General features: G+C 38.3%; 25 protein-coding genes. All 25 read left to right on the forward strand.

The genetic code is table 11. The features are described 5' to 3' along the window. The first annotated feature begins 143 nt into the window (after positions 1-143). The 25 genes from ICN13_RS00865 (at position 144) to ICN13_RS00985 (ending at position 24138) form a co-directional block, all read left to right on the forward strand. Entirely contained in the window at positions 144-422 is a 279-nt protein-coding gene (locus ICN13_RS00865) for a high-potential iron-sulfur protein (protein WP_216138235.1), read from the forward strand. 73 nt (positions 423-495) lie between these two features. After that, positions 496-1032, forward strand: coding sequence for an HPP family protein (locus ICN13_RS00870; protein ID WP_216138237.1), 537 nt, complete (start codon positions 496-498; stop codon positions 1030-1032). Between the two features lie 293 nt (positions 1033-1325). Then, entirely contained in the window at positions 1326-2813 is a 1488-nt protein-coding gene (locus ICN13_RS00875; RefSeq protein WP_216138239.1) for a mannose-1-phosphate guanylyltransferase/mannose-6-phosphate isomerase, read from the forward strand. A gap of 5 nt (positions 2814-2818) precedes the next feature. Next, on the forward strand, positions 2819-3949 hold the full coding sequence (gmd, locus tag ICN13_RS00880) for a GDP-mannose 4,6-dehydratase (protein ID WP_216138241.1): 1131 nt from the start codon (positions 2819-2821) through the stop codon (positions 3947-3949). Positions 3950-3966: 17 nt separating this feature from the next. Then, positions 3967-4953 carry an NAD-dependent epimerase/dehydratase family protein gene (locus ICN13_RS00885; RefSeq protein WP_216138243.1) on the forward strand — a complete coding sequence of 329 codons (987 nt, stop codon included), beginning with the start codon at positions 3967-3969 and terminating at the stop codon, positions 4951-4953. A gap of 35 nt (positions 4954-4988) precedes the next feature. Next, positions 4989-5990, forward strand: coding sequence for a UDP-glucose 4-epimerase GalE (gene galE / locus ICN13_RS00890; protein WP_216138245.1), 1002 nt, complete (start codon positions 4989-4991; stop codon positions 5988-5990). A 2-nt stretch (positions 5991-5992) separates the two neighbouring features. Further along, positions 5993-6409, forward strand: coding sequence for a hypothetical protein (locus ICN13_RS10090; protein WP_216863978.1), 417 nt, complete (start codon positions 5993-5995; stop codon positions 6407-6409). Next, the gene (locus tag ICN13_RS00900; RefSeq protein ID WP_216138247.1) at positions 6406-7539 is read left to right on the forward strand and encodes a DegT/DnrJ/EryC1/StrS aminotransferase family protein; all 1134 of its coding nucleotides are present in this window, start codon (positions 6406-6408) and stop codon (positions 7537-7539) included. Before ICN13_RS10090 ends, ICN13_RS00900 begins: the two co-directional genes overlap by 4 nt. Then, positions 7529-8827 carry a hypothetical protein gene (locus ICN13_RS00905; protein ID WP_216138249.1) on the forward strand — a complete coding sequence of 433 codons (1299 nt, stop codon included), beginning with the start codon at positions 7529-7531 and terminating at the stop codon, positions 8825-8827. Before ICN13_RS00900 ends, ICN13_RS00905 begins: the two co-directional genes overlap by 11 nt. After that, complete coding sequence (locus tag ICN13_RS00910) at positions 8828-9796, forward strand: hypothetical protein (RefSeq protein WP_216138251.1); 969 nt, start codon at positions 8828-8830, stop codon at positions 9794-9796. It begins immediately after the preceding gene. Beyond that, the gene (locus ICN13_RS00915) at positions 9783-10649 is read left to right on the forward strand and encodes a glycosyltransferase (RefSeq protein ID WP_216138252.1); all 867 of its coding nucleotides are present in this window, start codon (positions 9783-9785) and stop codon (positions 10647-10649) included. Before ICN13_RS00910 ends, ICN13_RS00915 begins: the two co-directional genes overlap by 14 nt. Continuing rightward, positions 10642-11811: a hypothetical protein gene (locus ICN13_RS00920; protein WP_216138254.1), complete on the forward strand. Its 1170-nt coding sequence runs from the start codon at positions 10642-10644 to the stop codon at positions 11809-11811. The genes ICN13_RS00915 and ICN13_RS00920 overlap by 8 nt, the downstream gene beginning before the upstream one ends. Then, a complete protein-coding gene (locus ICN13_RS00925; RefSeq protein ID WP_216138256.1) occupies positions 11808-12608 on the forward strand; it encodes a hypothetical protein in 801 nt (266 codons plus the stop codon). The genes ICN13_RS00920 and ICN13_RS00925 overlap by 4 nt, the downstream gene beginning before the upstream one ends. Before the next feature lie 46 nt (positions 12609-12654). Beyond that, positions 12655-13596: a hypothetical protein gene (locus tag ICN13_RS00930; RefSeq protein WP_216138258.1), complete on the forward strand. Its 942-nt coding sequence runs from the start codon at positions 12655-12657 to the stop codon at positions 13594-13596. Next, positions 13593-14318, forward strand: a complete 726-nt coding sequence (locus ICN13_RS00935; RefSeq protein ID WP_216138260.1) for a hypothetical protein — start codon at positions 13593-13595, stop codon at positions 14316-14318. The genes ICN13_RS00930 and ICN13_RS00935 overlap by 4 nt, the downstream gene beginning before the upstream one ends. Then, the gene (locus ICN13_RS00940; protein WP_216138262.1) at positions 14311-15054 is read left to right on the forward strand and encodes a glycosyltransferase family 2 protein; all 744 of its coding nucleotides are present in this window, start codon (positions 14311-14313) and stop codon (positions 15052-15054) included. The genes ICN13_RS00935 and ICN13_RS00940 overlap by 8 nt, the downstream gene beginning before the upstream one ends. A 6-nt stretch (positions 15055-15060) precedes the next feature. Beyond that, positions 15061-15828 carry a class I SAM-dependent methyltransferase gene (locus tag ICN13_RS00945; RefSeq protein WP_255534038.1) on the forward strand — a complete coding sequence of 256 codons (768 nt, stop codon included), beginning with the start codon at positions 15061-15063 and terminating at the stop codon, positions 15826-15828. A 46-nt stretch (positions 15829-15874) separates the two neighbouring features. Further along, on the forward strand, positions 15875-17005 hold the full coding sequence (locus ICN13_RS00950; RefSeq protein ID WP_216138266.1) for a glycosyltransferase family 9 protein: 1131 nt from the start codon (positions 15875-15877) through the stop codon (positions 17003-17005). Positions 17006-17063: 58 nt separating this feature from the next. After that, positions 17064-17813, forward strand: a complete 750-nt coding sequence (locus tag ICN13_RS00955) for a glycosyltransferase family 2 protein (RefSeq protein ID WP_216138267.1) — start codon at positions 17064-17066, stop codon at positions 17811-17813. A 189-nt stretch (positions 17814-18002) separates the two neighbouring features. Next, positions 18003-18788 (forward strand): ABC transporter permease, encoded by a 786-nt coding sequence (locus ICN13_RS00960; RefSeq protein ID WP_216138276.1) that lies wholly within the window; start codon positions 18003-18005, stop codon positions 18786-18788. A 3-nt stretch (positions 18789-18791) separates the two neighbouring features. Further along, the gene (locus tag ICN13_RS00965) at positions 18792-20087 is read left to right on the forward strand and encodes an ABC transporter ATP-binding protein (protein ID WP_216138278.1); all 1296 of its coding nucleotides are present in this window, start codon (positions 18792-18794) and stop codon (positions 20085-20087) included. 125 nt (positions 20088-20212) lie between these two features. Next, complete coding sequence (locus ICN13_RS00970) at positions 20213-20686, forward strand: acyltransferase (protein ID WP_255533976.1); 474 nt, start codon at positions 20213-20215, stop codon at positions 20684-20686. A gap of 1 nt (position 20687) precedes the next feature. Next, positions 20688-22400, forward strand: coding sequence for a glycosyltransferase (locus ICN13_RS10105; RefSeq protein ID WP_255533977.1), 1713 nt, complete (start codon positions 20688-20690; stop codon positions 22398-22400). Beyond that, positions 22400-23371, forward strand: coding sequence for a glycosyltransferase family 2 protein (locus tag ICN13_RS00980; RefSeq protein WP_255533978.1), 972 nt, complete (start codon positions 22400-22402; stop codon positions 23369-23371). Before ICN13_RS10105 ends, ICN13_RS00980 begins: the two co-directional genes overlap by 1 nt. Then, positions 23371-24138 (forward strand): class I SAM-dependent methyltransferase, encoded by a 768-nt coding sequence (locus ICN13_RS00985; RefSeq protein ID WP_216138282.1) that lies wholly within the window; start codon positions 23371-23373, stop codon positions 24136-24138. Before ICN13_RS00980 ends, ICN13_RS00985 begins: the two co-directional genes overlap by 1 nt. The last annotated feature ends 46 nt before the right edge of the window (positions 24139-24184 follow it).

The raw sequence follows: 24184 nt of genomic DNA on the forward strand, positions 1-24184 counted from the left end.
CTAGCTAGCAGGCTCAATTCTTCTCCACTATGATCGTTTCTAGTTTCAATGATGTGCATTATTTGTGTTTTAAAGAATGTGCATCCGGCCAATTTTTATCCGCATCTGATTTGTATCTTTAACAGTTTTATTTTGGAGAATCCATGAAAAATAGTCGTCGCCAATTTATGATTTTGTCTGCTGCTGGTGCCTGTACATTGGCATTGAACGGCAAAGTTCAAGCTCAAGCAATGGTTGCTGAAACTGATCCACAAGCGAAGGCTTTGCAATATGTTGCAGTCTCTAAAGTTGCTGGCAAGAATTGCGCCAATTGTGCTCTTTACCAAGGTAAGGCAGATTCTGCTGCAGGCGGCTGCTCTTTGTTTGCTGGTAAGCAAGTAGCTGCTAAGGGTCATTGCAGTGCTTGGGCCAAGAAAGCCTAATATTTTTCTGGCTGCCAAGTTTTAAAAAAGACTGCGTGAGCAGTCTTTTTTATTTCCCCTCACATAAATCATTTTGAAATCAAAACTCAAAACTTTTCTTAGGCGCTACTCCTTTTATTTGGGTGGCGACCAACCCTGGGTTGCTTGGGGTGAACGATTGAGGTCGAGTGTTGGAGCCTTTATCGGCCTGCTTCTGGTCGTTATTGCTGCTAAGTTTCTGGGTGAGTTGAGTGGTATTGATGAGTGGCTGATGGCATCCCTGGGAGCCAGCGCTTTATTGGTCTTTGCTCTTCCTCAAAGTCCGATGTCTCAACCTTGGGCAGTGATTGCTGGGAATACCTTGTCAGCCCTAGTTGGCGTCACTACTTTTCATTTTGTTGATCAGCCTCTGTTTGCAATTCCAATGGCTGCATCATTGTCGATCTTAGGAATGTTTATGCTGTGCTGCTTACATCCACCTGCAGCTGCCGTGGCAGTGATAGCAGTTTTGAGTCAAACTAGTAATTATCGGTATGCATTCTTTCCGGTAATGGTAGATTCAATATTACTTATATTGGTTGGGGCTGCCTACAGCAATCTCACAGGCAAGAGCTACCCTAACAAGCCCTAGGCCTTATTTAATTTTGCTTGCTGCAATAGAGGCAATACAGTCTTTAATGCCGTAATTATGGAATTTACCAGCATTTTCCTTCCGGAGCGATTGGGCGCACTCAATAACCGAGTTGCGCACCTTTATGGTTGGGGCCTAAGATGTGGTCATGATTAGTTTCTCGTGTTTTTAGGCTTGCGTTATTAGATGCGAGGGAGAGACTTTAATAAATTTTTAGTATTTAGAAAATAGTCTAATAAACCCTTTAAAATCATCTTTTACTTATAAAAGCACAAAGCTTATCCATACTGTATATGACTCTAGTTACACCAGTAATTCTTTGTGGCGGGTCTGGCACCAGACTGTGGCCTTTATCGCGAGCTGGTTTTCCTAAGCAATTCTTAGTTTTGTCTGGTGGCGGAAGTAATCAAAGCTTGTTTCAAGAAGCTGTTGCGCGAGTGAATATCATTGCTAAATCCAAAGAGCCTGGTGGCGAGATAGATCTCGGCTCAACGATAATCGTTACAAATGAAGAGCATCGCTTTTTAGTATTGGATCAATTGCGAGAGCTTGAATCGATCAGCGCTACTTTATTGCTTGAGCCTGTTGGCAGAAATACTGCACCAGCCTTGAGTTTAGCCGCTCTTTATGCAATTCAAACATCCGAGGATGATCCGATTCTCGTGATTACTCCCGCAGATCAGACAATACAAAACCAAGTAGCTTTTACAAAAGCTTTGCAAGATTGCATTCAAGTTATTGAAGGGAATCAGGTGGTAATTGCAATCTTAGGCATCAAGCCTACTTCAGCAGAAACAGGGTATGGGTATATAAAACGCTTTGGCCTTAAGGATTCACATAATGCATATACCGTTGAACGCTTTGTAGAAAAGCCTGACACTAATACAGCGCAGACCTATCTTGAGGACGGTAACTACCTTTGGAATGCTGGCATATTTGTATTGCGTGCAAGCACGTGGCTTGCTGCGCTTCAAGAGTTTCGTCTTGATATATTCGAGACTTCACAAAAGGCTTGGCAGGCTAATTCAGAAGATAGCGCAAGTTCGATTCGGCTTGTTCGTCCAGGCAGGGATGAATTTAAAAATATACCTAGTGAATCCATTGATTATGCTGTTATTGAGAGATGTCCAGGTTCTCAGTTCTTAGTAAAGGTGGTTGAGCTTGATGCTGGTTGGAATGACCTTGGTGCTTGGGAGGCTGTTTGGCAAGTAGGCAATAAAGACGAGGGCAAAAATGTTGTTTCTGGTGATGTGGTACTTTCAGATTCTAAAAACTGCCTTGTTTACTCCAGTAGTCGTTTGGTGGGCGCAGTAGGGCTGGAAAGTATTGTCATTATCGAGACGTCTGATGCGCTACTTGTAGCGGATAAATCCAAGAGCCAAGATGTGAAAAATATCGTTGCACAATTAGGCACAAAAAATGATGAGTTAAAAGATTTACATCGCAAGGTTTCTAGACCCTGGGGCTGGTACGACAGTATTGACCAGGGTGAGAACTTCAAGGTAAAGCGCATACAAGTGAAGCCTGGGGCTAGCTTATCTTTGCAGAAGCACCACCATCGTGCTGAACACTGGGTTGTAGTCAAGGGTGTTGCTGAGATTACCAATGGCGATCAAGTGATTACCCTTAAAGAGAACCAGAGTACCTATATTCCTAAAGGACAAACTCATCGACTTACAAACCCCGGAGGCACGCCTCTAGAAATTATTGAAGTGCAGTCTGGTGAGTATTTGGGTGAAGATGACATTATTCGCATAGAAGATACGTACGGAAGAAGCTAATTGATATGACAACTAAGCAAAAAGTAGCATTAATTACCGGTATTACAGGTCAAGATGGATCTTACTTAGCAGAATTTTTGCTAGAGAAGGGTTATATCGTTCATGGAATCAAACGAAGAGCATCTTCTTTTAATACCGACCGTATTGATCATTTGTATCAAGATCCCCATGTGAATCATCGCGATCTCATTCTGCACTATGGCGATCTGACGGATACCAGTAATTTAGTTCGTATCATCCAAGAGTGTCAGCCTGATGAGATTTATAACTTGGGCGCACAAAGCCATGTAGCCGTCTCTTTTGAGTCACCAGAATATACCGCTGATGTTGATGCAATCGGACCACTGCGGATGCTAGAGGCAATTCGTATTATAGGTTTGGAGAAAAAAACCCGCTTTTATCAAGCTTCAACCTCTGAGCTTTATGGCTTAGTGCAAGAGATACCACAAAAAGAAACTACCCCGTTTTATCCCAGAAGTCCTTACGCAGTGGCTAAGCTCTATGCTTATTGGATTACAGTCAATTATCGTGAAGCATATGGAATGTATGCTTGTAATGGCATCTTATTCAATCATGAGTCAAAGCGACGTGGTGAAACTTTCGTCACTCGTAAAGTGACTCGCGGTTTAGCTAATATTGCTCAGGGCCTAGAAAAGTGCCTATACATGGGTAACATTGATGCATTACGTGATTGGGGTCATGCAAAGGACTATGTCCGGATGCAATGGCTGATGCTTCAGCAGACTCAGCCTGAAGACTTTGTGATTGCTACCGGCGTACAGTACACGGTACGTGAATTTATCATCCGCAGTGCTAAGCAGTTAGGTATAACTCTTAAATTTGAAGGGGTGGCTGAAAATGAGAAAGCAACCGTCATAGCTGTTGATGGAGGTAAGGCACCTGCCATAAAAGTGGGTGATGTTATTGTTTGTATCGATCCTCGATACTATCGCCCCACTGAAGTCGAGACTCTTCTGGGTGATCCTGGAAAAGCTAAAGAAAAGCTAGGCTGGGTTCCCGAAGTGACACTGGATCAAATGATTGTAGAAATGGTGGCGAATGATTTAGATAAGGCTAGACAGCATGCCTTGTTGCTAAAACATGGGCACTCAGTGGTTGTGGGTATAGAGAATTAACTCTGAAAGATAATAGTGTGTCAGCTGATTTAAACCCAAAAATTTTTATTGCAGGTCATCGTGGAATGGTTGGATCGGCTATTTTACGAAATTTGAAAGACAGGGGACACTCAAACATCGTTACTCGTACTCATAGTGAGTTAGATTTAACGGACCAAGCGGCCGTAAAAAATTTCTTTGAAAATGAACGCCCAGATCAGGTCTATTTAGCCGCAGCAAAAGTTGGCGGTATTTATGCTAACAATAATTTTCCTGCAGAATTTATTTATAGTAATTTGGTTATACAAAGCAACATCATCCATCAATCATTTAAAAGTGGAGTAAAAAAACTTTTATTTTTAGGTTCAAGTTGCATATATCCAAGGCTAGCAGCTCAACCAATGTCTGAGGATGCTTTACTTACCGGAAAATTGGAGGCAACTAATGAGCCTTACGCCATAGCAAAAATTGCTGGCATCAAGATGTGTGAGAGTTACAACCGTCAATATGGCGATTCACATGATCTTGATTACCGTTCAATTATGCCGACTAATTTATATGGTCCTGGGGATAATTACCATCCCCAAAATAGCCATGTTATTCCCGCTCTCCTCAGAAGATTTCACGAGGCAAAACTAAGCAATAGTAGAGAGGTGATTATTTGGGGTACCGGAACATCTAGGCGCGAATTTCTGTTTGTAGATGACATGGCCGCTGCATGCGTGTTCCTAATGAGTTTAGATAAATTAGCATATCAGTCTCATACCCAACCTATGCAAAGCTACTTAAATGTTGGTTTTGGTACTGATGTGACAATTAAAGAGTTAGTCGAGGCAATTGCTAAGGTAACAGGCTATCAAGGGAATATTGTATTTGATCCGACCAAACCAGATGGAGCCCCAAGAAAATGGATTAACTCTGACCGATTAAATAGTTTGGGCTGGTATCCGAAAGTCGACCTATTTCAAGGCCTAGAAAGAGCTTATGATGCAATGATTTCTAGTGAGTTTAGTTCGCATTTTTAAATGAATTTAATTGCTAAATCAACTTTTATAAAATAATGAAAATTTTGCTAACCGGCGGCGCTGGATATATTGGAAGTCATGCGGCTGTTGTCCTATCGCAGGCAGGTCATGAAGTTATTATTTTTGACAACTTCTCAAATTCTAGTCGATCTGTAATCAGCCGCTTAGAAAATATCCTAAATAAAAAAATAGTATGCATCGAGGGAAATATTTGTGATTTTGCATTGTTGGAAAATGCGATTCAAAAAAATCAGATAGAAGCCGTTATTCATTTTGCTGGTTTGAAGGCTGTTGGTGAATCAAATGCTAAGCCGCTTGAATATTATGCAAACAATGTGCAAGGAACCATATCCCTGTTGCAGGCTATGCAGGCCACAGGGGTAAAAAAGATAATTTTCAGTTCTAGCGCCACTGTGTACGGCGCTCCGAAATATTCCCCTATTGACGAAGAGTATCCGCTAAGCGCTACTAATCCTTATGGACGAAGCAAGATCTTTATTGAAAAAATCCTACAGGATCTAGCAATCTCAGATCAAAGTTGGAGTATTGTTTGTTTGCGCTACTTTAACCCAGTTGGCGCACATGAGTCAGGCTTGATAGGGGAGGATCCAGAAGGTATACCCAACAATTTAATGCCATATCTTGCGCAAGTAGCAATTGGTAAATTGGCTAAAGTGTATGTTTTTGGTGACGACTATCAGACACTGGATGGGACTGGTGTCCGGGATTACATTCATGTAATGGATTTAGCAGAAGGCCATCTTGCTGCTTTAGCCTATGCATGTCGGCAGACTGGGTTTGAAGCAATTAATTTAGGAACCGGAAAAGGAAGTAGCGTGCTAGAAATCATTAAGGGTTTCGAGGTTGCATCAAAAAAGACAATTCCCTATGAAATAGTGGGGCGTAGATTCGGAGATGTAGCAGTGTGTTTTGCAAAAGCCGATCTTGCAAAAAAGAAATTGGGATGGAGCGCGAAGAGAGATTTAAGCGATGCATTTAAAAGTGCATGGAAGTGGCAGAATCTTGAAGGAAAATAAATGTGATTGAGTATATTAACCATGGTGACAAGTTGTTTGCCATCATTCTGCGCAAGGATTTCTCCTTTGATGGAATCCAATTTTTTACCCCTGGAGATTATTCTCAGCAACTTGGGTATATGAAGAGAGAGGGTGGATACTCGATACAGCCACACATTCACAATAAAGTAAATCGATCGGTTGACTTTACAAATGAGGTTCTATTCATTAAATCCGGATTAGTTAGAGTCGATTTTTACGATTCTGACCACATTTTTATCGAAAGCAGAGAGTTACGAGCTGGAGATGTAATTCTTTTGGCTCATGGGGGTCATGGATTTGAAATGCTCGAGACATCTGAAATTATCGAAGTGAAGCAAGGTCCTTATGCTGGAGAAGGCGACAAAACAAGATTTTCCCCAAATTTGGAATCGAAATGAGTGAATTTATACCCGTAAATACCCCTTTGCTAAATGGAAATGAAAAAAAATATCTTAACCAGTGCATTGATACGGGTTGGATATCTTCAGAGGGTCCTTTTGTACAAGAATTTGAGAAAAAATTTGCAAATAAAGTTGATAGAGCTTATGGAATAGCTGTATCAAATGGTACGGCTGCAATTGATTTAGCAATTGAGGCCTTGGAAATAAAAGCGGGAGATGAAGTCATTATGCCTGCATTCACCATTATCTCATGCATTAACCAAATAATCCGCATTGGAGCAGTCCCAGTTTTGGTAGACAGCGATCCACATACTTGGAATATGAATGTCCAGCAAATCGAGAAAAAAATTACGCCAAGAACTAAGTTAATTATGATCGTTCATATCTACGGACTTCCAGTGGATATTGATCCGGTATTAGAGTTGGCAAAAAAATATAGCCTTAAGGTTTTGGAAGATGCAGCGGAAATGCATGGCCAAGAATATAAAAATTTACCGTGTGGTAGTTTTGGGGATATTAGTACATTTAGTTTTTATTCAAATAAAAATATAACTACTGGTGAAGGCGGTATGGTAGTTACTAATTCTCCAGAATTAGACGAAAAGTGTCGAAGCATTCGAAATTTGTGCTTTAAGCAAGATAAAAGATTTGTTCATGATCGGCTTGGCTGGAATTTAAGAATGACAAATATTCAGGCCGCCATTGGTTTGGCGCAGCTAGAAAGGTTAGATGAGTTTGTAAAAATTAAAAGAGAAATGGGCGCAAAATATACAGCCCTTCTAAAAGACCTGGAAGGGTATATTGAGCTACCGTTGGAAAAGACCAGCTATGCACAAAGTATTTACTGGGTATATGGGGTTTTGATTAAAAAAAATTGCGCCTTAACTCCCGAGGGGGTGATGGTGGAGTTGGCAAAAAGAGGTATTGGGTCAAGGCCATTCTTTTACCCCATGCATATGCAGCCCGTACTAAAAAATAGAGGTCTCTTTGATGGGGAATCATACCCAGTAGCTGAAAATTTATATAACAAAGGATTTTATGTACCAAGTGGTTTAGCTTTGAAGCTTTCTGAAATTGAAAGAGTATCAAGCGAACTTCGAGACATATTTTTAGCTAATGCTAGGTAAATTATTTAAATATGAGCTGCTTGGTAAAGCGCTTAATGCAGTCCAAATCTTTATTACATTAAAGGTTATAGAGCCCGAAGATTTCTCAAGGGTTAATTTATCAATTAGCTATATTTTATTTATTCAAGTCTTGTCTGAGTTTTCATTTGGGCGGTATCAGCAATCTAAAAACATTGATGGTGTAAGCAAAAGCTTTATCAAATCAATCTGCATAATGTCTACATTGCTCCTAACGGTTTTTTGTCTATTGGCATATAAAGAGGTTATCTTAATTGGCTATTTAGGTCTTTTTTTATCTGGTCTGTTGATATATACATTGCCACTAATAAGTTATCTGCATCAGACAACAATTAATAGCAACATTCAATATTTCGCCAAATTAAAGTTAGCAAGTTCAGCGGCATCATTCACGGGATTCTTGCTGGCATTATTTTTTGGTCTAGGAGCCACTTCATACTTCGTTTCGATGTTAACAAGCTCGCTAATACTATTAGCTTCTATGGCAACTCAACTGAAATTTAATGAAAACATATCGCTTAATAAAAGCGCTTTATTTTATTGTAGCGTGACTACGCTAACTGGTATTTTTGCGTGGACTATTCAGTATTTAGATTTAACTATCTTAAGAGAAAAAATTAGTTCAAGTGATATGGGATCATATGGCCTTGCAAATAATATTGCCATCACCATACAGGCGATTGGGCTTGCTTCTATTGTTCCTATTTACAGCAAGGCATTCTCAACTCACCCAACAAAAATTAAAAAATATTTTGAATACTTCCTGAGAAGCTCAGTCAATATTACCTTTAACTTATTGTTGTATGTACTTGGAGTAGCAATTTTATTGGCTGAGGCAATTGATAAGCAATGGAACAATGTAGCTTATTACATTGTTATATGTGTATGCCTAAAGTCTGTCATGTATCAAATGGGGGTATTGGGAGATTATTTAAGGATAAGATATGGGGTGCTACTTGAATTTTTATTAATGATCTTCACATCATTAATAATATTTACTACTGGGTACTTTTTTAATTCCATAGAGCAAATTTTTAATATTAGAATATTTATTTGTATGGCAGCGATATTAGCTATCGTCAAAATTTATCTTAAGAAATTGCCCCGTAATGAGATGATAATTCTTGCGCTCATTATTTTCTCTATTCATTTTTTTGGGTATATGAAGGCGAGCCTTCTAATTGGGGTTCTCGTTCTAATGGCTGCAATAATTAGTGATTTTTTTGCGCCCAAAAAAATCTCATTAATCAAGCGGTTGGTACTAAATTAAATGCCTCATATTAACTATAAGTTATTAATTCCAGAAAGGCAGAGTGGTGGCGTTGAGAGTTACTCTTTAGAGCTTTACGATCAAATGTTGGCGGAAAAGAAACAAGTGAAATTATTGTATTTAGATGATTTTTCGGCTGGCAAAACGATCTTCCATTACGTGATTAATTTACGAAAAATTTTAAAAATTGTTCGTAAAAATGATGTTGTAATTTCTCATGGCCAGTTTGGATTAATTGCTTTATTTAGGCCGAATATCTTGATTATTCACGGTCATCCCCTAGACTATTTTTATAAAGCTAGCTCGTTAGCTCGTAAATTAAGGATTCGATCTATTGTATTGGCATATTGTGATTATTTCGCCGACTTGATTTCAATCTATTTTTCACAAAAGATAATTTTTGTCTCAGAGCATGTCAAAGAATCATTTAAATCTTTTTTACCGTCAAGTAAAAAGGTATTTGTAAACCATTCAACTAAGTATCATTTTGTAGAGTATATAAAGCCTAGCGTGAAATATTTTGCAGTTATTTCAAATGCTGTATATGCAAAAGGATTGGATAGATTGCAGATCTTTGTAAATTCATACCATTTGAAATGTGATGTAGCTGGAATTTCTGTCGATAGCATATCTAGTAACTTGAATTATTTAGGTAGATTGGGAAGTACCGAGATTCACGAGCTGAATAAAGTTGGATCAGTATTAATTCATTTAAGTAGGTATGAGGGTTTGCCATTGGTTGTATTACAGGCCTTAAGTATGTCTTGTAATTGCATCGTCATAAAATCAGAATGGTCAAACATATTTTCTGGTCTGAGATCAGTATTAGTTTTAGAAGAAAATGATTTGATTTACTCCAAAGAGGTTGCGAATCTTATTTCCGCCCTAAATGATAATAATTTGAGTGTTCTAAAAGAGGACTACTTAAGGCTGGATCAAAAAATTAAGGCGATACATGACGCAATCTAGAAGTGTTACTGTAATTATCCCAAGTGCAAATCGATTAAACATATTAAAAGGGGTAATTCCTTCGTATTTGTCCCAGGATTACATTGATGAATTGATCATAGTAAATGATTCCATTAATGAGGACTATTCTGAACTGGGAACATTATCACCACTAATTAAAATAGTAAGTACTGCGGGCAGAATTGGCGCACCGGCAAGTCGAAATATTGGTCTAAATTTGGCCAGGAATCACTATATATTGTTTGGGGAAGATGATGCCTTTTTATCCCAGAGCTATATAAAAGATTCCATACAATACTTGCTTGTAAATCCTAAAGATGCCGTAAGCGGACCTTTGGTTGACATGAGGCCGACAGAGAGATTTGATGACGTCGCAGATCGATTGGTGGGATTTAATAGCTATGACAAATCTTCTTATTTTAATAAGAAGTTATTATTTATATCGCATGATTTTCGTTTGCGATCACCTGAGATTGTTCCATTAACCCATGCACTTTTCATGTTCAATAGGGATGAGCATGCATCCCTGATGTTTTATGAGGGTTACTCAAAAGCAATAGGCTTTAGGGAGGAGAGCGATTTACAAATGAGCATACAGGCAAACGGTGGACGCATAGTTTTGCTGCCCAACATTTATGCTGCGCACATGTCTAGAAAGGATGTCAGGGTCGGCGGACAGAGAGTTAATAGATATGTTTTTTATTTTTATTCCATTCGAGACACATTAATTTTTTTATATCGTCATCGTAAAGTGATTAAGTCAAAAAAAATCAGTGATTCGTATGTTAAGAATTCTGTAATTTATATTTACGCCCTTTCTAGGTTAGCTCTCAAAAAATTATTAAATGATTAGTGAGTTAGAAATTATCGACGTGATGTATTCAAGTACTATGCAAACTGGTTTACAGCACTTAACCTCCAAGGAGATCGAGAAGTCTTCTTATGGAAATTATTTTGCGGTTGCTTTAAAAAGACTTGGCTGTACATCTATCGATTCTTTTTTAAATGATTGCAGAATTCAGAAGAGAATGATTGATATTGAGGCGGAAATTGAAGAGCCCAAAAACCATTCAACTTTTATCGAGTTAAGCAAATATCTGAGCGGACAGAATCCTAATTTTTTAGTAGAGCCTAAAAATAAAACAACAAACTGGAGAATATTATTTGAATTTAATAAGTACCTAATAAAGGGATCTGCACATGACTTATTTAACGGCATTAATGCCGTTCTTAAAAAAAGACTGCATGGATCAATTATTTGGGATTCAAGTTTAGTATGCTCAAATCAATATAGCATTTTCTCATATGTATTGCTTGAAATTATTAGAAAGCATTTTCTGCAAGACGCTTATGTACCCCTAGTTGGACAATACAGAAAAAATCTAAAATATATTGCATCCTATGACTGCAATTGGTATGGCAGAGGGAAAAAGCAAATTTTTGGCTATGCTCTCTTCATTTATTGGTCTGCGCTTTGTTTTTATCATCTTAGTGTCGAAGAGCGAGTGCAAGTTTCCGATATTATTAGAAATTTAAAGGAAAGACTGTCTGGCGACTGCATTCAATTGGTCTTGGGTGGAAATTTGAAGCCATTTCAAAGCGGGATTGGAGTGCCAAATAGCGGGTGGTATCAATATAATTCATATATAGACTATTTCTTTTTTAGCTGGTATTTTTTAAAGCTATCCATAAAAGAATTGCAAATGAAAGAGCGCGAACCATCAGTCTCAAAGGAAATTACCAGGGAGCTTGAGCTAGATTTCAATTTAGAGAGAAAAGCAGGTCTGATCCAAAATTTTTATTCACTATTTGAGCCCATTGTCATCGGTAAAAAGTTTATGCATTTTGGCCTAGGCACGGTGGATGGTTTTACTGATGTATGTGATTCACTAGCTATCCCAATAGATAAGCCAATACGCTCATTATTTAGCCGATTTAGAATTGGTTTGAAGTTTAAGAAATTGATCATAGGTATTTCTATTCATCCATTTAAATTGAGATTTATAAGAATATGAAGGACTTCCTAGTAAAGTGGCAGTACGCAAAACTTGTAAGAGAAATTGATAGATCGCATGGTGAATCTAAAGTCTCTGCTTTAGGTCGGTCTGGAGTAAAGGCGATTAAACTTGCAGATGCTAATTTATCGATCCTTAGAGATTACTTTCTGGAGAAGCGGGAGCTTTGGGTTAATACCACTAATGGCGATACTTATTTAAACTTTTTTGAAGATAGGATTATTTCATTCATCTCATCATTAATTAAAAATAATAATATTAAATCTGACCTTATCGACTATATAGGAAATGGGGTTATCTTAGATGATGCCTATATATGGAATAAAGTAATCGATGGAAACCTAACCTCTGATATTTCCGGGGGCTGGCATGATGATAATGTGGGAAGAAGAATAAAGATTTTTATTGGGCTACCAAGTTTAAAGTCATCTGATGGCATAACAAAAACACAATATATACGCGGGACACATCATTTTTTATATAGGCCGAGACTATTAGGGTATCTAAGATATTTCTCGGTCTCGCTGCAGAATCTGTTAGTGCATGCGTTTTATGGATTAAGAATCAAAACAATTCAAGCTTCTCCTGACAATTGCCTCATTTTTGATACTAATTTAATACATCGGGGGGTTTATAGGGGGTCAAGCAATAGGTTGATTCTGGTTCTTGAGTTCATTGATAAAAGAAAATCTGATGCTCTTACTCCTTATCAGGCGCCGGTTGGCCGCAGTCAACCACCCAGAATTTGCAACATGTCCTTAGAAAAGTTAGACGTTGCTTTTCAGGCTATAAATTAAATTTTTTTCGGACTAAAAATGCGAAATTTGAAAGGTCATATTGATTATGTTTAAGGTAAATATAGTCACACCTCAAGAATCATGGGTTTTAAGAGATATAGGGCAAAAACTCTCGCATTCTCTAGTGCTAATAGGGGTAGAGACAGCACAAACCAAGGCCCCTTTAGAAAATTATGATATCTATCACTGGATTGGGGCACTAGGAAACGATTATGTTCCGAACTCAATCAATACTGGCTTGCTAGCACATATAGATACAGTAAGAAAAAGGATGGCTTTACTAAATCATGCAAGAAAAATGGATGGTTTGGTGTGCATGTCCAATAATCTTAAAATATTGGCCGCAATGTGTGGGTGGGCTGAAGATAGACTCATTACAGGATACATTCCTGCGCTATCCTCTGTGACAAAGCAAAGTAATGAGAGGTTAGTCAATTTTTTTATTTCTACCAATCTTTATGACGATGGTAGAAAAAATGAATACTGGATTGCTCAGTACATTAGAAAGTTCCCAGGCTCCTATAAATTTAATGTAATGGGAGAAGGTTGGTTGGAATTCGTAGAAAAATATCAAGATATTTCCGAATATTTTATAGTTTATCCAAAATTTAATTCTGAAATATACGATGTTCAGCTACGCGACTGTGACTATGCAATGTATTTAGGTTTTGATGAGGGGTCTATGTTTATTATGGACGCTCTTACACGTGATAAAAGTGTATTTATTGCTGATGGCGGGTGGCATGACGAATTTGGTCTATTGAGTAACTATAAGTTTACTAATCAGCCAGAATTTGAATCAAAGTTAATGCATTTGCTTCAATACCATGAAAAGAGATCTGATTTTTTAAGGCAAGCCAATTGGAGTTTTTATGCCGATACTCACTATCAATTCTGGCTACATTTAAAAGCATTGTCGCAGAATCAGAAGAGAGTATCGATCCCAAACTATAAAGTATTTTTTAGAATGCATGGAGATTTGGCTTGACTTTACTAAGTGAAATTATATCCATATCGCATGAAGTTGGCGATAAATATTCATTTTGTAATCCCGAGGAGAGCATGTGCCTCAACTCTTCATTTGCTCAAGAGGGTAATACTATTCGTATAACCCTAAAAACAGGTGAGGTTTTAGTAAATCCTTCTTTAGAGTTTGATGATGAAAATACAGGCTGCATATTTGATACAGTAGTAAGCGGAAGTATCGAGATGGCAATGGATTTTGTGATTAGAGTGAAGTTAGCCTCTAGTTATGTTAGGAATGTAGAAATCAATGGTAGTAATCTTACCCATAAAAATTCTAATAAGTATATGTATCCATCGCTCAATAGTGGAGATTTTATAATTTTTAACTTGAACGATGGAAGAGCACTAAAAATTAGATTTAATAATCTTATTCAGGTAGATAAGAATTGGTGTTTTAAGCCGTATATTCGAGATGAGGTTGGAAGTTGGATTTTGCATTTTAGATTTTTACCGAAATATGGTCAGCTAGGGACTAAAAATTGCGTGTCATGGTACCGCTCCCAGCCAATACCAAAATTTTTTCAGAATATTTTTGATTACAGCGGTTATTCAAAAAATATTTTGTACAAGAGCGAAATTTCTCCTCGTGGCCCAATTCTGAGGCGCGTATTAAATCTTACATCTTACTATTTTGCAAGACTGGGTATAGCTGGTCAATTTAAGTTAAGAATTGACTATGTTTAACCAAAATTTTAGTGTAGTTATAACTACTTGTAATCGGCTCACTGAGGTTAATAGGGCAATAAATTCAGTTATAAAATATGCAACTAATTTTTCCGAGTTAGTCGTTGTAGATAATGGTGATAAACCATCAAAAATTGAATATACTGATCCGCGTATTCGATATATAAGAACACGGAGCTTTATTGGAAGTCAACTTGCGCGAAATATTGGCGTATCTTTTTGTCAGTCGGACTGGGTTTTGTTTTTAGATGATGATGATGAATTGTGTTCCGATATAAGAAACATTGAGAATGCCGAACCAGAAAATCAAGCCATCTTGAGTTCATCGATTGTTTACCAAGAAGATCGGATAATTTCCTATAGGCGTATAAACCAAAATTCATTTTCTGAGGGCTTGTTGATTAATAACCCATTTACATTCTCAGGAACCCTTATTAGGGTAGATTTTTTTCTCAAAATTGGATGTATGCGACAAGCCTTTATATCTCTTCAAGATTGGGACTTGTGGTTAAGAATGTACCCGTTTAAGAATTCTATTCTGATCAATGCTGAAATCTTTTCTAAGATTAACATTGGTAAACATACGCGAATCTCTACCTCAAATAATTTTTATCTTTCATATAGGCGGCTTGTATTAGCTAATGTGGGGAGCTACCTATCAAAAATAATTAATCCTATTCATCTTAAGATAACTTGCGTGGTTACTTACAGATTATTTAAATCACTATTTATTTAAAAATTGATGAAAAATTTCTACGAATATTCTCAGTATTATGATTTATTAAATAATGAAAAAAATTATGCTGCTGAGGCAAATTATGTTTTTTCCCTTATAAAAAAATATGCCTATGCGCCTGCCAAATCATTGCTTGAGCTAGGTTGTGGAACTGGTTTGCATGCACAATTGCTTAATCAAATGGGATTAAGTGTGATGGGAGTAGATTTGAGCGAGCAAATGCTTGATCTAGCGCGTGAGCGCTCAAAACAACTTTCCCTAAGCAGACCTTTAGAGTTTTTTAACGCAGATGTTAGAACATATCGTGTCGACAAAAAATTTGATATTGTTACTTCGCTTTTTCATGTTTTAAGCTATCAAACAACTGATGATGATCTAAATGATACTTTTCAAACTGCCGCCTTGCATTTAGAGGTTGGCGGACTATTTATATTTGATTTTTGGTATGGCCCGGCGGTCCTTTGGCAGCATCCAACAATGCGGATTAAGCGATACCAAGGCAATGGGCTTAATTTAACTAGAATTGCTGAGCCAGTAATTGATGACACTAGAAATGTAGTGGATGTTAACTATTCAATTTATGGACATAGAAGTGGCGATAGTGAAATATTTCAAGTAAATGAAAGACACTCTTTGAGATACCTATTTATTTCAGAGCTTGATAAATTGATGTCACATAATAATTTTTCCAGGGTTCACATGGAGGAATGGTTAACAGGCAATGTACCCTCTTGTGATACGTGGGGTGTATGTATTGTTGCGCGGAAAACATAGTAATTTCTAAAACTGTAATTGTTCTAAATTATAAAGATGCAAATTAGTGAAATTAATTAATAAGCGCTTGGCAACAGCTTCAAAATTACTTAGCCCGTTTTGGTGGTTACTAGGCTTATATTTATATGCTAGCCCTAATAGCAAAAAAAATAAATTATCGATCAAATCAATTTTGATTTTTGACTTCCATTTAATTGGAGATATTGTTCTTCTCCAGCCCTTTCTTGCTGCCATAAGAAGTTGTTACCCTCAGGCTAGAATAGTGCTTGTTGCGGGGCCATGGTCGCGAGATATTGTCGGTGATAATTTAGTAGACGAGATTATATTTTTCTCGGCGCCATGGGTTATTAAAACAGGCTTTTACAAAGGGCTGATGAATTGCCTTGGTTTGATCCGCCGCCTAAAAACAATAGACTGGGATCTTGGCATTGAAATCCGTGGGGATGTACGTCAAATATTGCTACTTTCTTTATGTGGTCCTATACGTCGAGTAGGCTTTGCTTTTACAGGCGGAAAGCAATTGCTATCAGATGTTGTGCCTGATGACGGCTCGTACGCACATTTGGCCAATCATCACCAAAGAATTGCTGAATTTTTAGGGATTTGGCCAGTTGGAAAGAAATATTTGCCTCAACTTATTCTTAAAGATTCTGAAATCAGAGAGGCAAAGAAAATTCCTCCCTATGTTGGATTCCACTTTGGCGCTTCCTTGCCTCTTAGACGTCTTCCAGACAGAGAATCATTAGTGTTATTGACTCATTGGCTCAAAAAAGATGTGCCAGTCGTTTTGTTTGTCCCTCCTGGGGATGCTGATCGGTTAAATCAATTGATTTCAGGTCTTCCGGTTGAGCTTTCAAAAAATCTCGCTTTATGGTCTGGAGGTCTTAGAAACTTTGTTGTAATGCTAAGCAGGGCAAAAAGACTATTTTTAATGGATAGTGGTCCGGCCCATATTGCTGCTGCACTAGGTATTCGTACAACGGTTATTTTTGGATCTAATAACTCTGAGTTAGTTCGCCCGCTGGGTGCTAATGTAGAAATTGTTGAAAAAAAGAATGTGCCATGCCGCCCATGCAACCAAAGGAATTGTCACCATCCGCAAAAGCTATTTTGTATGACCGGGCTTGTTGTAGATGAAAATAATGGAGAAGACAATATTAATTTTGGAGAGGCTTAGTATTGAGTCTAAAAATTCGTAGAATGTAAGTTGGTACCTTATAATTTTGGTGATATTAATGAAAATTAGCGTAATCACAGCCTGCTTTAATAGTGAGCATACTATAGCCCCAACTCTGCAGTCTGTCTCCAGTCAAAGTTACCAAAACTATGAGCATTTAATCATCGATGGGAATTCAAGCGACCAAACAATTGCTCTTATAGAGAAATGCAAAAACCCTAGAATTATTTTTAGATCAGAGCGTGATGATGGTATTTATGACGCGCTAAATAAAGGCATTCAATACTCAACGGGCGATGTCATTGGTTTTTTGCATGCTGACGATGTTTTTGATTCTAAAGATACATTAAAAAAAATAGCGGAAGTTTTCTTAGATCCCCAGATTGATGCTGTTTATGGGGATCTAGTTTATGTTCGTCAAGACAATATAAATAAGATTGTTCGATATTGGCGTGCGGGCGGCTATAGTAAGCTAAATATTTCACGGGGTTGGATGTTGCCACACCCAACTTTCTACGTTAGGCGTACACTTTATAAGGAGTATGGAGGCTTTAATAAAAATTATCGTATATCCGCAGACTATGACTCTATCCTACGCTTTTTAACAACTGGATCATTTAATGCCGCTTATATACCTGAAGTGTTGGTAAGAATGAGGTTGGGGGGTATCAGCAATCGTTCCTTTTCAACAATCTTCCGTAAATCCTTGGAGGACTTGAGGATTGCAAGGGCGAATGAAGTGGGGGGGCTTGGAACGGTTTTATTAAAAAATTTGTCTAAAATAAAGCAGTTTTGGAAACACTATTGAATAAGCTGGAAGATTTCATAAAAAGCATTAGCGCTCTAGCCCCTTAAATTTGGTCAACAACAGATGTTATGTGCTTTAGCGTACATAACATCTGTTGTTGACCCATTATAATAAGTTAATAATAATCAATAAGTCATCTTATTTGGCAATAGCGGGGGGGGTTGTGGAGAATAATCTGTTCATCTCTGTATGATCGAGTCCGCCTGGCGTAATCGTAGTCTATTTTTTGAGCTAATCAAGCGTGAGTTTTCTGCGAAATATCGCGGTTCATTTGGAGGTATTTTCTGGGCTTTCGCCCAACCACTCTTTTTGCTCTCGGTATACACCATGGCCTTTGGAGTAATTCTAAAGGCTCGCTGGGGGTTCGCCGGCAATACGGCTGACTATGCATTTATATTATTTGCAGGTTTGATTGTTTTTAATGCGTTTTCTGAAGTGCTCATCAAGTCGACCACATTGGTAACTAATAATCCCAACTTCGTAAAAAAAGTGGTTTTTCCCCTGCAGATGTTGCCGGTAGTAACGGTGACCACGGCATTGATTCATGCGCTGATTTGTGTTGTTGTTTGGTTAATTGGTTATACACTTTTTATTGGTGTCCCAAAAGTAACGGTACTCTTCTTTCCTTTGATTTTAATTTGTCTAATCCCTTTATTATTAGGAATGGGGTGGTTACTATCTTCCGTTGGAGTGGCGGTTAAAGACATTGGTCAATTGACAAGCATACTCAATCACACCCTTCTTTTTTTAACCCCCATTTTTTATAGTATTGAGGCAGCGCCACCATTACTTCAAAAGTTACTAATGCTCAACCCTTTAACATTCATTGTCGAACAATTTCGTCTCATTTTATTTTATGGACAAGCCCCAGCTCCAAAAGATTTAGCCATTTATTTTTTTCTGACAGGTCTTTTTTCTTGGGCCTCTTTTATTTTATTTCAGCGTTTGCGCCCCAGTTTTGCAGATTTAGTGTAGCCCATGACCGATATAGCCATCTCTGTGAGCGGTGTTAGCAAATGCTATCGCGTATTTGAGAATCAAAGATCACGCTTAATGCATGCCATCTTTCCTATGTATACAGGCGGCGTGGAAGAGATTTGGGCGCTTCAAGATATTAATTTTGAAATTAAGCGAGGTGAAGCTGTTGCCATTATTGGGCGTAATGGTGGAGGTAAAAGCACTTTGCTAGAGATTTTGACTGGCACGCTAACTCAAACAGCTGGTGCCGTCCAAGTCAATGGTAGGGTATCTGCTTTATTAGAGCTGGGTAGCGGGTTTAATCCCGAGTACTCGGGAAGAGATAACGTAATACTCAATGGGCTGTTATTGGGCCTATCTAAGGATGAAATAGTAAATCGATTTGCTGAGATTGAAGCATTCGCAGAAATTGGTGCAGCTATAGAGCGCCCGGTAAAAACCTATTCCAGCGGCATGATGATGCGCTTAGCATTTGCCGTGCAGGTTTTATGTCATCCCGATATTTTGATTATTGATGAGGCGCTGAGTGTTGGCGATTTTTTCTTTCAGCAAAAATGCTTTTCTTATATTCGTAATCTACATGCTAAAGGTGTTACTTTATTATTTGTTTCCCATGACATGAGTGCGGTAAGGGATTTGTGTAGCTCGGCAATTTATTTGAGAGATGGTTGCTTAAATTTAAGTGGCGAGGTTAATTCTGTAATTCAAAGTTATTTAAAAGATCATTTTAAGCATGGCATAGTTAGATTGCAGCCGTCTGATCAAGATGATCAAATTGAAACTCAAATTACAAAAAGTTTGTCTTTTGAAAAAGCACCCTATTGGCAGTGTGAAAAAACCTTTCAAGATAAAGCGACAAAAATTTTGGCAATATGGATTGAGGACTCCAGAAATGAATCAAAAGAAAATTTTGAGATTGGAGATTATTGTCAATTTAAATTGTTATACTGCTGCCAAGAATCTGATCCGGTTCAATGTTCTATTGTTATAAAAAATCGATATGATCAAGTAATTAATTGTACGAGCACTCATAATCTGGGTATTGAAATGCCTTATAAAACTGGATCACAAGGAAAAATATTCTCAATAAATATACAGATGATGATTGAGTCTGGGCAGTACTCGTTTATGTTTAGTTTGGGTATTATTGGTTCGCAGTTGAATCAAGGAGTAACTCTTGACGAGACTCCATGGCTTGGGCCTCTAAACGTAACATGGGATTATTCTAGTGAAACTCCACTTTTTTATGGCATGTTCGGCTTACCAGTAAAAATTAATCTAGCCGACTCAATGTAACTAGCGTTCCTATGCATACCTTAAGCTCAAATACCCCCCTTCTCAGGAGATTTCTTAAATGGTGGTCAAATTTTCTTACGCCAACTAGGCATGACTATAGACTTTGGGATCGTAAATGTAGGATATTGCGTCACACTGGCATGAGGATTGGCCATCATGTCGCCATTGATCGTGATTTTGACTATTTGATTGGGCAAGAGGAATTTATAAATATCGAAGATTACGTTGCCATTGGGAATGGAGTGAAATTTTGGAATTTTAATCATATTAATGTTGGAAGCTTTTGTCATTTTGCTGCTGACTCTACATTGGTTAATGGCGGACATAACATAAGTTCACTCGAGCCGTTTTCTGGACCCCTTGTAATAGGTAGAGGCTGCTGGATTGGCAATGGCGCCAGAATTGTTGGCTCTTTGGTGATTGGCGATAATGTAATTATTGCTGCCGGCGCAGTTGTTGTTGAAGATATACCGGCTGGAGCGGTTGTGGCTGGGGTGCCTGCTCGAATTATTAAAATGCGTGATTTGGCGGACAGGCAATGGCATCTGGGAGATGAGTTTTTTTCTCCAGCTACATTTCAATTAATCCGGGATGAATGATATGGGCGCTATTCATTTTTCATTGGATAAAAATTTAGTAAGTGCGCTCATGTCCACTCTTCCTTTAAAGGTTTTTGTGGAAACTGGCACCTTTGAGGGCCAAGCTATTGAAAATCTACATTCTTTTTTTGAGGAGCTGCACTCTATTGAGCTTTCTCATGAATATCATAAAGCAGCTATTGAAAAGTTTAATAGGGTTACAAATGTGCACCTGCATCAGGGGGATTCCCCTTGTATTTTGGAGGAGTTAACAAATAACTTAAGTGAGATTGGAATTCTTTATTTTTTAGATGCGCACTGGTGCTTAGCCGTTAATGTGGAGGGGAAAACTTCTCAATGTCCTTTGCTTGATGAGTTGGCTGCTATAAATAAGTTGAATCAAGACTCTGCGATTGTTATTGATGATGCTCGCCTTTTTCTTTCTCCGCCACCTTCACCACATGAAATATCTCATTGGCCCAACCTGCAACAGGTGATATCAAGCTTGTTTTTGCTGAGTAATGATCATGAGTTAATGGTTATTAATGATGTAATTGTTTACTATCCCAAAATTGCTAAAGAAGCCATGGAAAATTATGCACATAACTATGGTGTGGATTGGTTTAAAGCTTTTCAAGGTGCCGGTTGGGAGTTTGCTGCGGAGGAAAAGGAATCGGTAATTCAGAAGCTTTTATACGATATATCCTTAAAGGATACCTGCATTAAAGAGCAGAATCGTGCAATAAAAGCATATCGATTTGCCTACGGGTCAGTGCCTCTACTTGGTCTAGTTGCGCGTGTGATGCGTCGCATTCATGAAATTATTAAGCCTCGCTTGGGAAATCTTAATCAATACGTTCCGCGGCCGATGGTTCTCGAGAAAAATTCGGCAAAAGATTCAATGTCTCATTTTCCTTTAATCTCAATAGTTACACCATCATATGGCCAGGGTAATTTTGTCGAAAGAACAATATTAAGCGTTTTGAATCAGGGCTATCCAAAATTGGAGTATTACATTCAAGATGGTGGATCTAGTGATGGCACGATAGATGTCCTCCGGCGGCATGAGATGAGACTATCGGGTTGGAATTCATGTAGAGATGGCGGCCAATCTCATGCTCTGAATATTGCCTTTGCGAAAACGACAGGTGAAATCATGGGATGGCTTAATTCAGATGATTTGATGTTGCCCGGCGCATTACATTTGGTAGCACAGTATTTCGATGAACACCCCGATGTTGATGTAGTCTATGGTAATCGGCTACTGATTGATGAAAATGATATGGAGATCGGTAGATGGATTCTGCCAGGGCATGATAGCAAAGTATTATCTTGGGCTGATTATATCCCCCAAGAAACATTATTCTGGCGTCGACAGATTTGGAATAGAGTCGATAGCCATATTGATGAGTCATTTCGTTTTGCTATGGATTGGGATTTATTGATTCGATTTAGGGATGCCGGTGCCAAATTTGGTCATATCTCTAATTTTCTTGGGGCATTTCGTATTCATGATGCTCAGAAGACCTCTGTAATAATTAATGATGCCGGAATGGAGGAGATGAACCGCATTCGAATTCGTACCACTCTTAAAAAGCCTAGCAACGAAGAGGTGAGGCGAGCTATTTATCCTTACTTATTTAAACATTTGATAGTAGATATGTGCTACAGAATAAAAACAAGAATATATGATTTTATAAATAGTGTAAAAAATTATCTTCCAAGGAAAAATTAATGGAGCATCATGAGCGAACAAAATCGCATGAAATGATTTCTATAGCCTGTCCTTTTTTTAATGAAGAAAAGTTGGTAGATAAATTTTTCACACGCCTTATTCCCGTGCTGAATGCTATTAAAAATCCTTTTGAGGTGATATGTGTTAATGATGGAAGTACAGATCTTACGTTAATGAAACTTATGGAGCAGTCTAAAATTCATAAGCAATTAGTTATTATAGATTTGTCACGGAATTTTGGAAAAGAGGCTGCGTTGACTGCGGCATTGGATTATGCCTCTGGCTCAGCTGTAATTCCGATTGACGTAGATCTGCAGGATCCACCTGAGCTGATCCCAAAGATGATTGAAGTATGGTGTGGTGGCGCTGAGGTGGTTTTAGCAAGAAGACGAGATCGCCGTTCTGACACTTGGGCAAAGAGAAGTTCCGCCTTGATGTTTTATCGCATTCACAATATGCTTTCAGAGAGTCCGATACCCGAGAATGTAGGAGATTTTCGGTTAATGGATCGTAAAGTTGTTGAAGCTATTAAAGATCTTCCAGAGTCTCGGCGCTTTATGAAAGGTATTTTTGCCTGGGTTGGTTTTAAGACAGAAATCATTGAATACACGCGTGATGAGCGAGTCGCAGGAGAAAGTAAATTTAACGGTTGGCGACTCTGGAATTTTGCGCTTGAGGGCATTACCTCCTTTTCTACTGCGCCGTTAAGAGTTTGGCTTTACCTTGGCATTATTGTTGCTTCGATTTCCATGTCTTATGCTCTTATTATTGCGTTTAAAACAATAATATTCGGTATTAAAGTCCCTGGTTATGCATCCTTAATTGTTTCGACTCTTTTCTTGGGTGGAATACAGCTTGTCGGAATTGGGGTGCTTGGTGAATACATCGGTAGAATTTATTTAGAAAGTAAACGTCGCCCAAAATATATCGTTAGAGAAGTGCATGCAAATGGTAGATTGGAAAATAAGTAATGACAACCTCAGAGGATTCATTATTAAAGTTACAAGAAACAATTTATTTCTCCAGCAACTATACTCGACGTCGGCTACATCAAATTCGATTGCGATGGGTAAGTGCAGCCATTAAGGCATATGCGCCACAAATTCCAATCTCACGAGCAATTGAGTATGGGCCTGGATCAGGAATTTATCTTGGGGTCTTGGCTGAGGATTGTGCCGATGTAATTGGGGCTGATATTGAGCCAGCCTATCTTTCTGGGATTGAGCGTCTATTGGATAAATTTGAAAATTTGCAAATATTGGTTGATGATATTCAAGAATCCAAACTAGAAGATGCTAGCTTTGGATTGGTTTTATGTACTGAGGTTTTGGAACATGTTCCTAGCCCTGAGCTCGCATTGCATACGCTCTATCGGATTTTGCGTCCGGGTGGAATTTTAATTCTAACTACCCCACAACGTTTCAGCTTTATGGAACTTTTTTCAAAAATTGCTTTCTTGCCAGGTGTGATCCAACTTGTTCGTCAAATTTATCGCGAGCCTATTTTAGAGATGGGGCACATTAGTTTACGAACGGCGACGGAACTTCGCACCTCTATAGCGGATTGTGGATTTGAGTTTCTGAGTGAAGATAAATTCGGCCTCTATTTACCATTTTTGGCTGAGTTTGGCGGTGCATGGGGAGGCAGAAGAATAGCAACTATAGAGAGGCTCATAAAAAGTTCGCCATTGAATTGGGTGCTATGGACTCAAGCTTATATTCTTCGTAAGCCAATTTAATCAGATTAGCAAGACAATAGACGGGTTATTGCTGCTTGAATAAATT

Origin of the sequence: Polynucleobacter sp. MWH-Berg-3C6 (assembly GCF_018881855.1) — a bacterium.
Classification (GTDB): Bacteria; Pseudomonadota; Gammaproteobacteria; order Burkholderiales; family Burkholderiaceae; genus Polynucleobacter.

Bases quoted from the DNA above. Each gene is read 5' to 3' on its own strand.
- ICN13_RS00865 (WP_216138235.1), top strand. From the start codon at position 144: ATGAAAAATAGTCGTCGCCAATTTATGATTTTGTCTGCTGCTGGTGCC.
- ICN13_RS00875 (WP_216138239.1), top strand. From the start codon at position 1,326: ATGACTCTAGTTACACCAGTAATTCTTTGTGGCGGGTCTGGCACCAGA.
- gmd (WP_216138241.1), top strand. From the start codon at position 2,819: ATGACAACTAAGCAAAAAGTAGCATTAATTACCGGTATTACAGGTCAA.
- galE (WP_216138245.1), top strand. From the start codon at position 4,989: ATGAAAATTTTGCTAACCGGCGGCGCTGGATATATTGGAAGTCATGCG.
- ICN13_RS00900 (WP_216138247.1), top strand. From the start codon at position 6,406: ATGAGTGAATTTATACCCGTAAATACCCCTTTGCTAAATGGAAATGAA.
- ICN13_RS00905 (WP_216138249.1), top strand. From the start codon at position 7,529: ATGCTAGGTAAATTATTTAAATATGAGCTGCTTGGTAAAGCGCTTAAT.
- ICN13_RS00910 (WP_216138251.1), top strand. From the start codon at position 8,828: ATGCCTCATATTAACTATAAGTTATTAATTCCAGAAAGGCAGAGTGGT.
- ICN13_RS00915 (WP_216138252.1), top strand. From the start codon at position 9,783: ATGACGCAATCTAGAAGTGTTACTGTAATTATCCCAAGTGCAAATCGA.
- ICN13_RS00920 (WP_216138254.1), top strand. From the start codon at position 10,642: ATGATTAGTGAGTTAGAAATTATCGACGTGATGTATTCAAGTACTATG.
- ICN13_RS00925 (WP_216138256.1), top strand. From the start codon at position 11,808: ATGAAGGACTTCCTAGTAAAGTGGCAGTACGCAAAACTTGTAAGAGAA.
- ICN13_RS00930 (WP_216138258.1), top strand. From the start codon at position 12,655: ATGTTTAAGGTAAATATAGTCACACCTCAAGAATCATGGGTTTTAAGA.
- ICN13_RS00940 (WP_216138262.1), top strand. From the start codon at position 14,311: ATGTTTAACCAAAATTTTAGTGTAGTTATAACTACTTGTAATCGGCTC.
- ICN13_RS00945 (WP_255534038.1), top strand. From the start codon at position 15,061: ATGAAAAATTTCTACGAATATTCTCAGTATTATGATTTATTAAATAAT.
- ICN13_RS00955 (WP_216138267.1), top strand. From the start codon at position 17,064: ATGAAAATTAGCGTAATCACAGCCTGCTTTAATAGTGAGCATACTATA.
- ICN13_RS00960 (WP_216138276.1), top strand. From the start codon at position 18,003: ATGATCGAGTCCGCCTGGCGTAATCGTAGTCTATTTTTTGAGCTAATC.
- ICN13_RS00965 (WP_216138278.1), top strand. From the start codon at position 18,792: ATGACCGATATAGCCATCTCTGTGAGCGGTGTTAGCAAATGCTATCGC.
- ICN13_RS10105 (WP_255533977.1), top strand. From the start codon at position 20,688: ATGGGCGCTATTCATTTTTCATTGGATAAAAATTTAGTAAGTGCGCTC.
- ICN13_RS00980 (WP_255533978.1), top strand. From the start codon at position 22,400: ATGGAGCATCATGAGCGAACAAAATCGCATGAAATGATTTCTATAGCC.
- ICN13_RS00985 (WP_216138282.1), top strand. From the start codon at position 23,371: ATGACAACCTCAGAGGATTCATTATTAAAGTTACAAGAAACAATTTAT.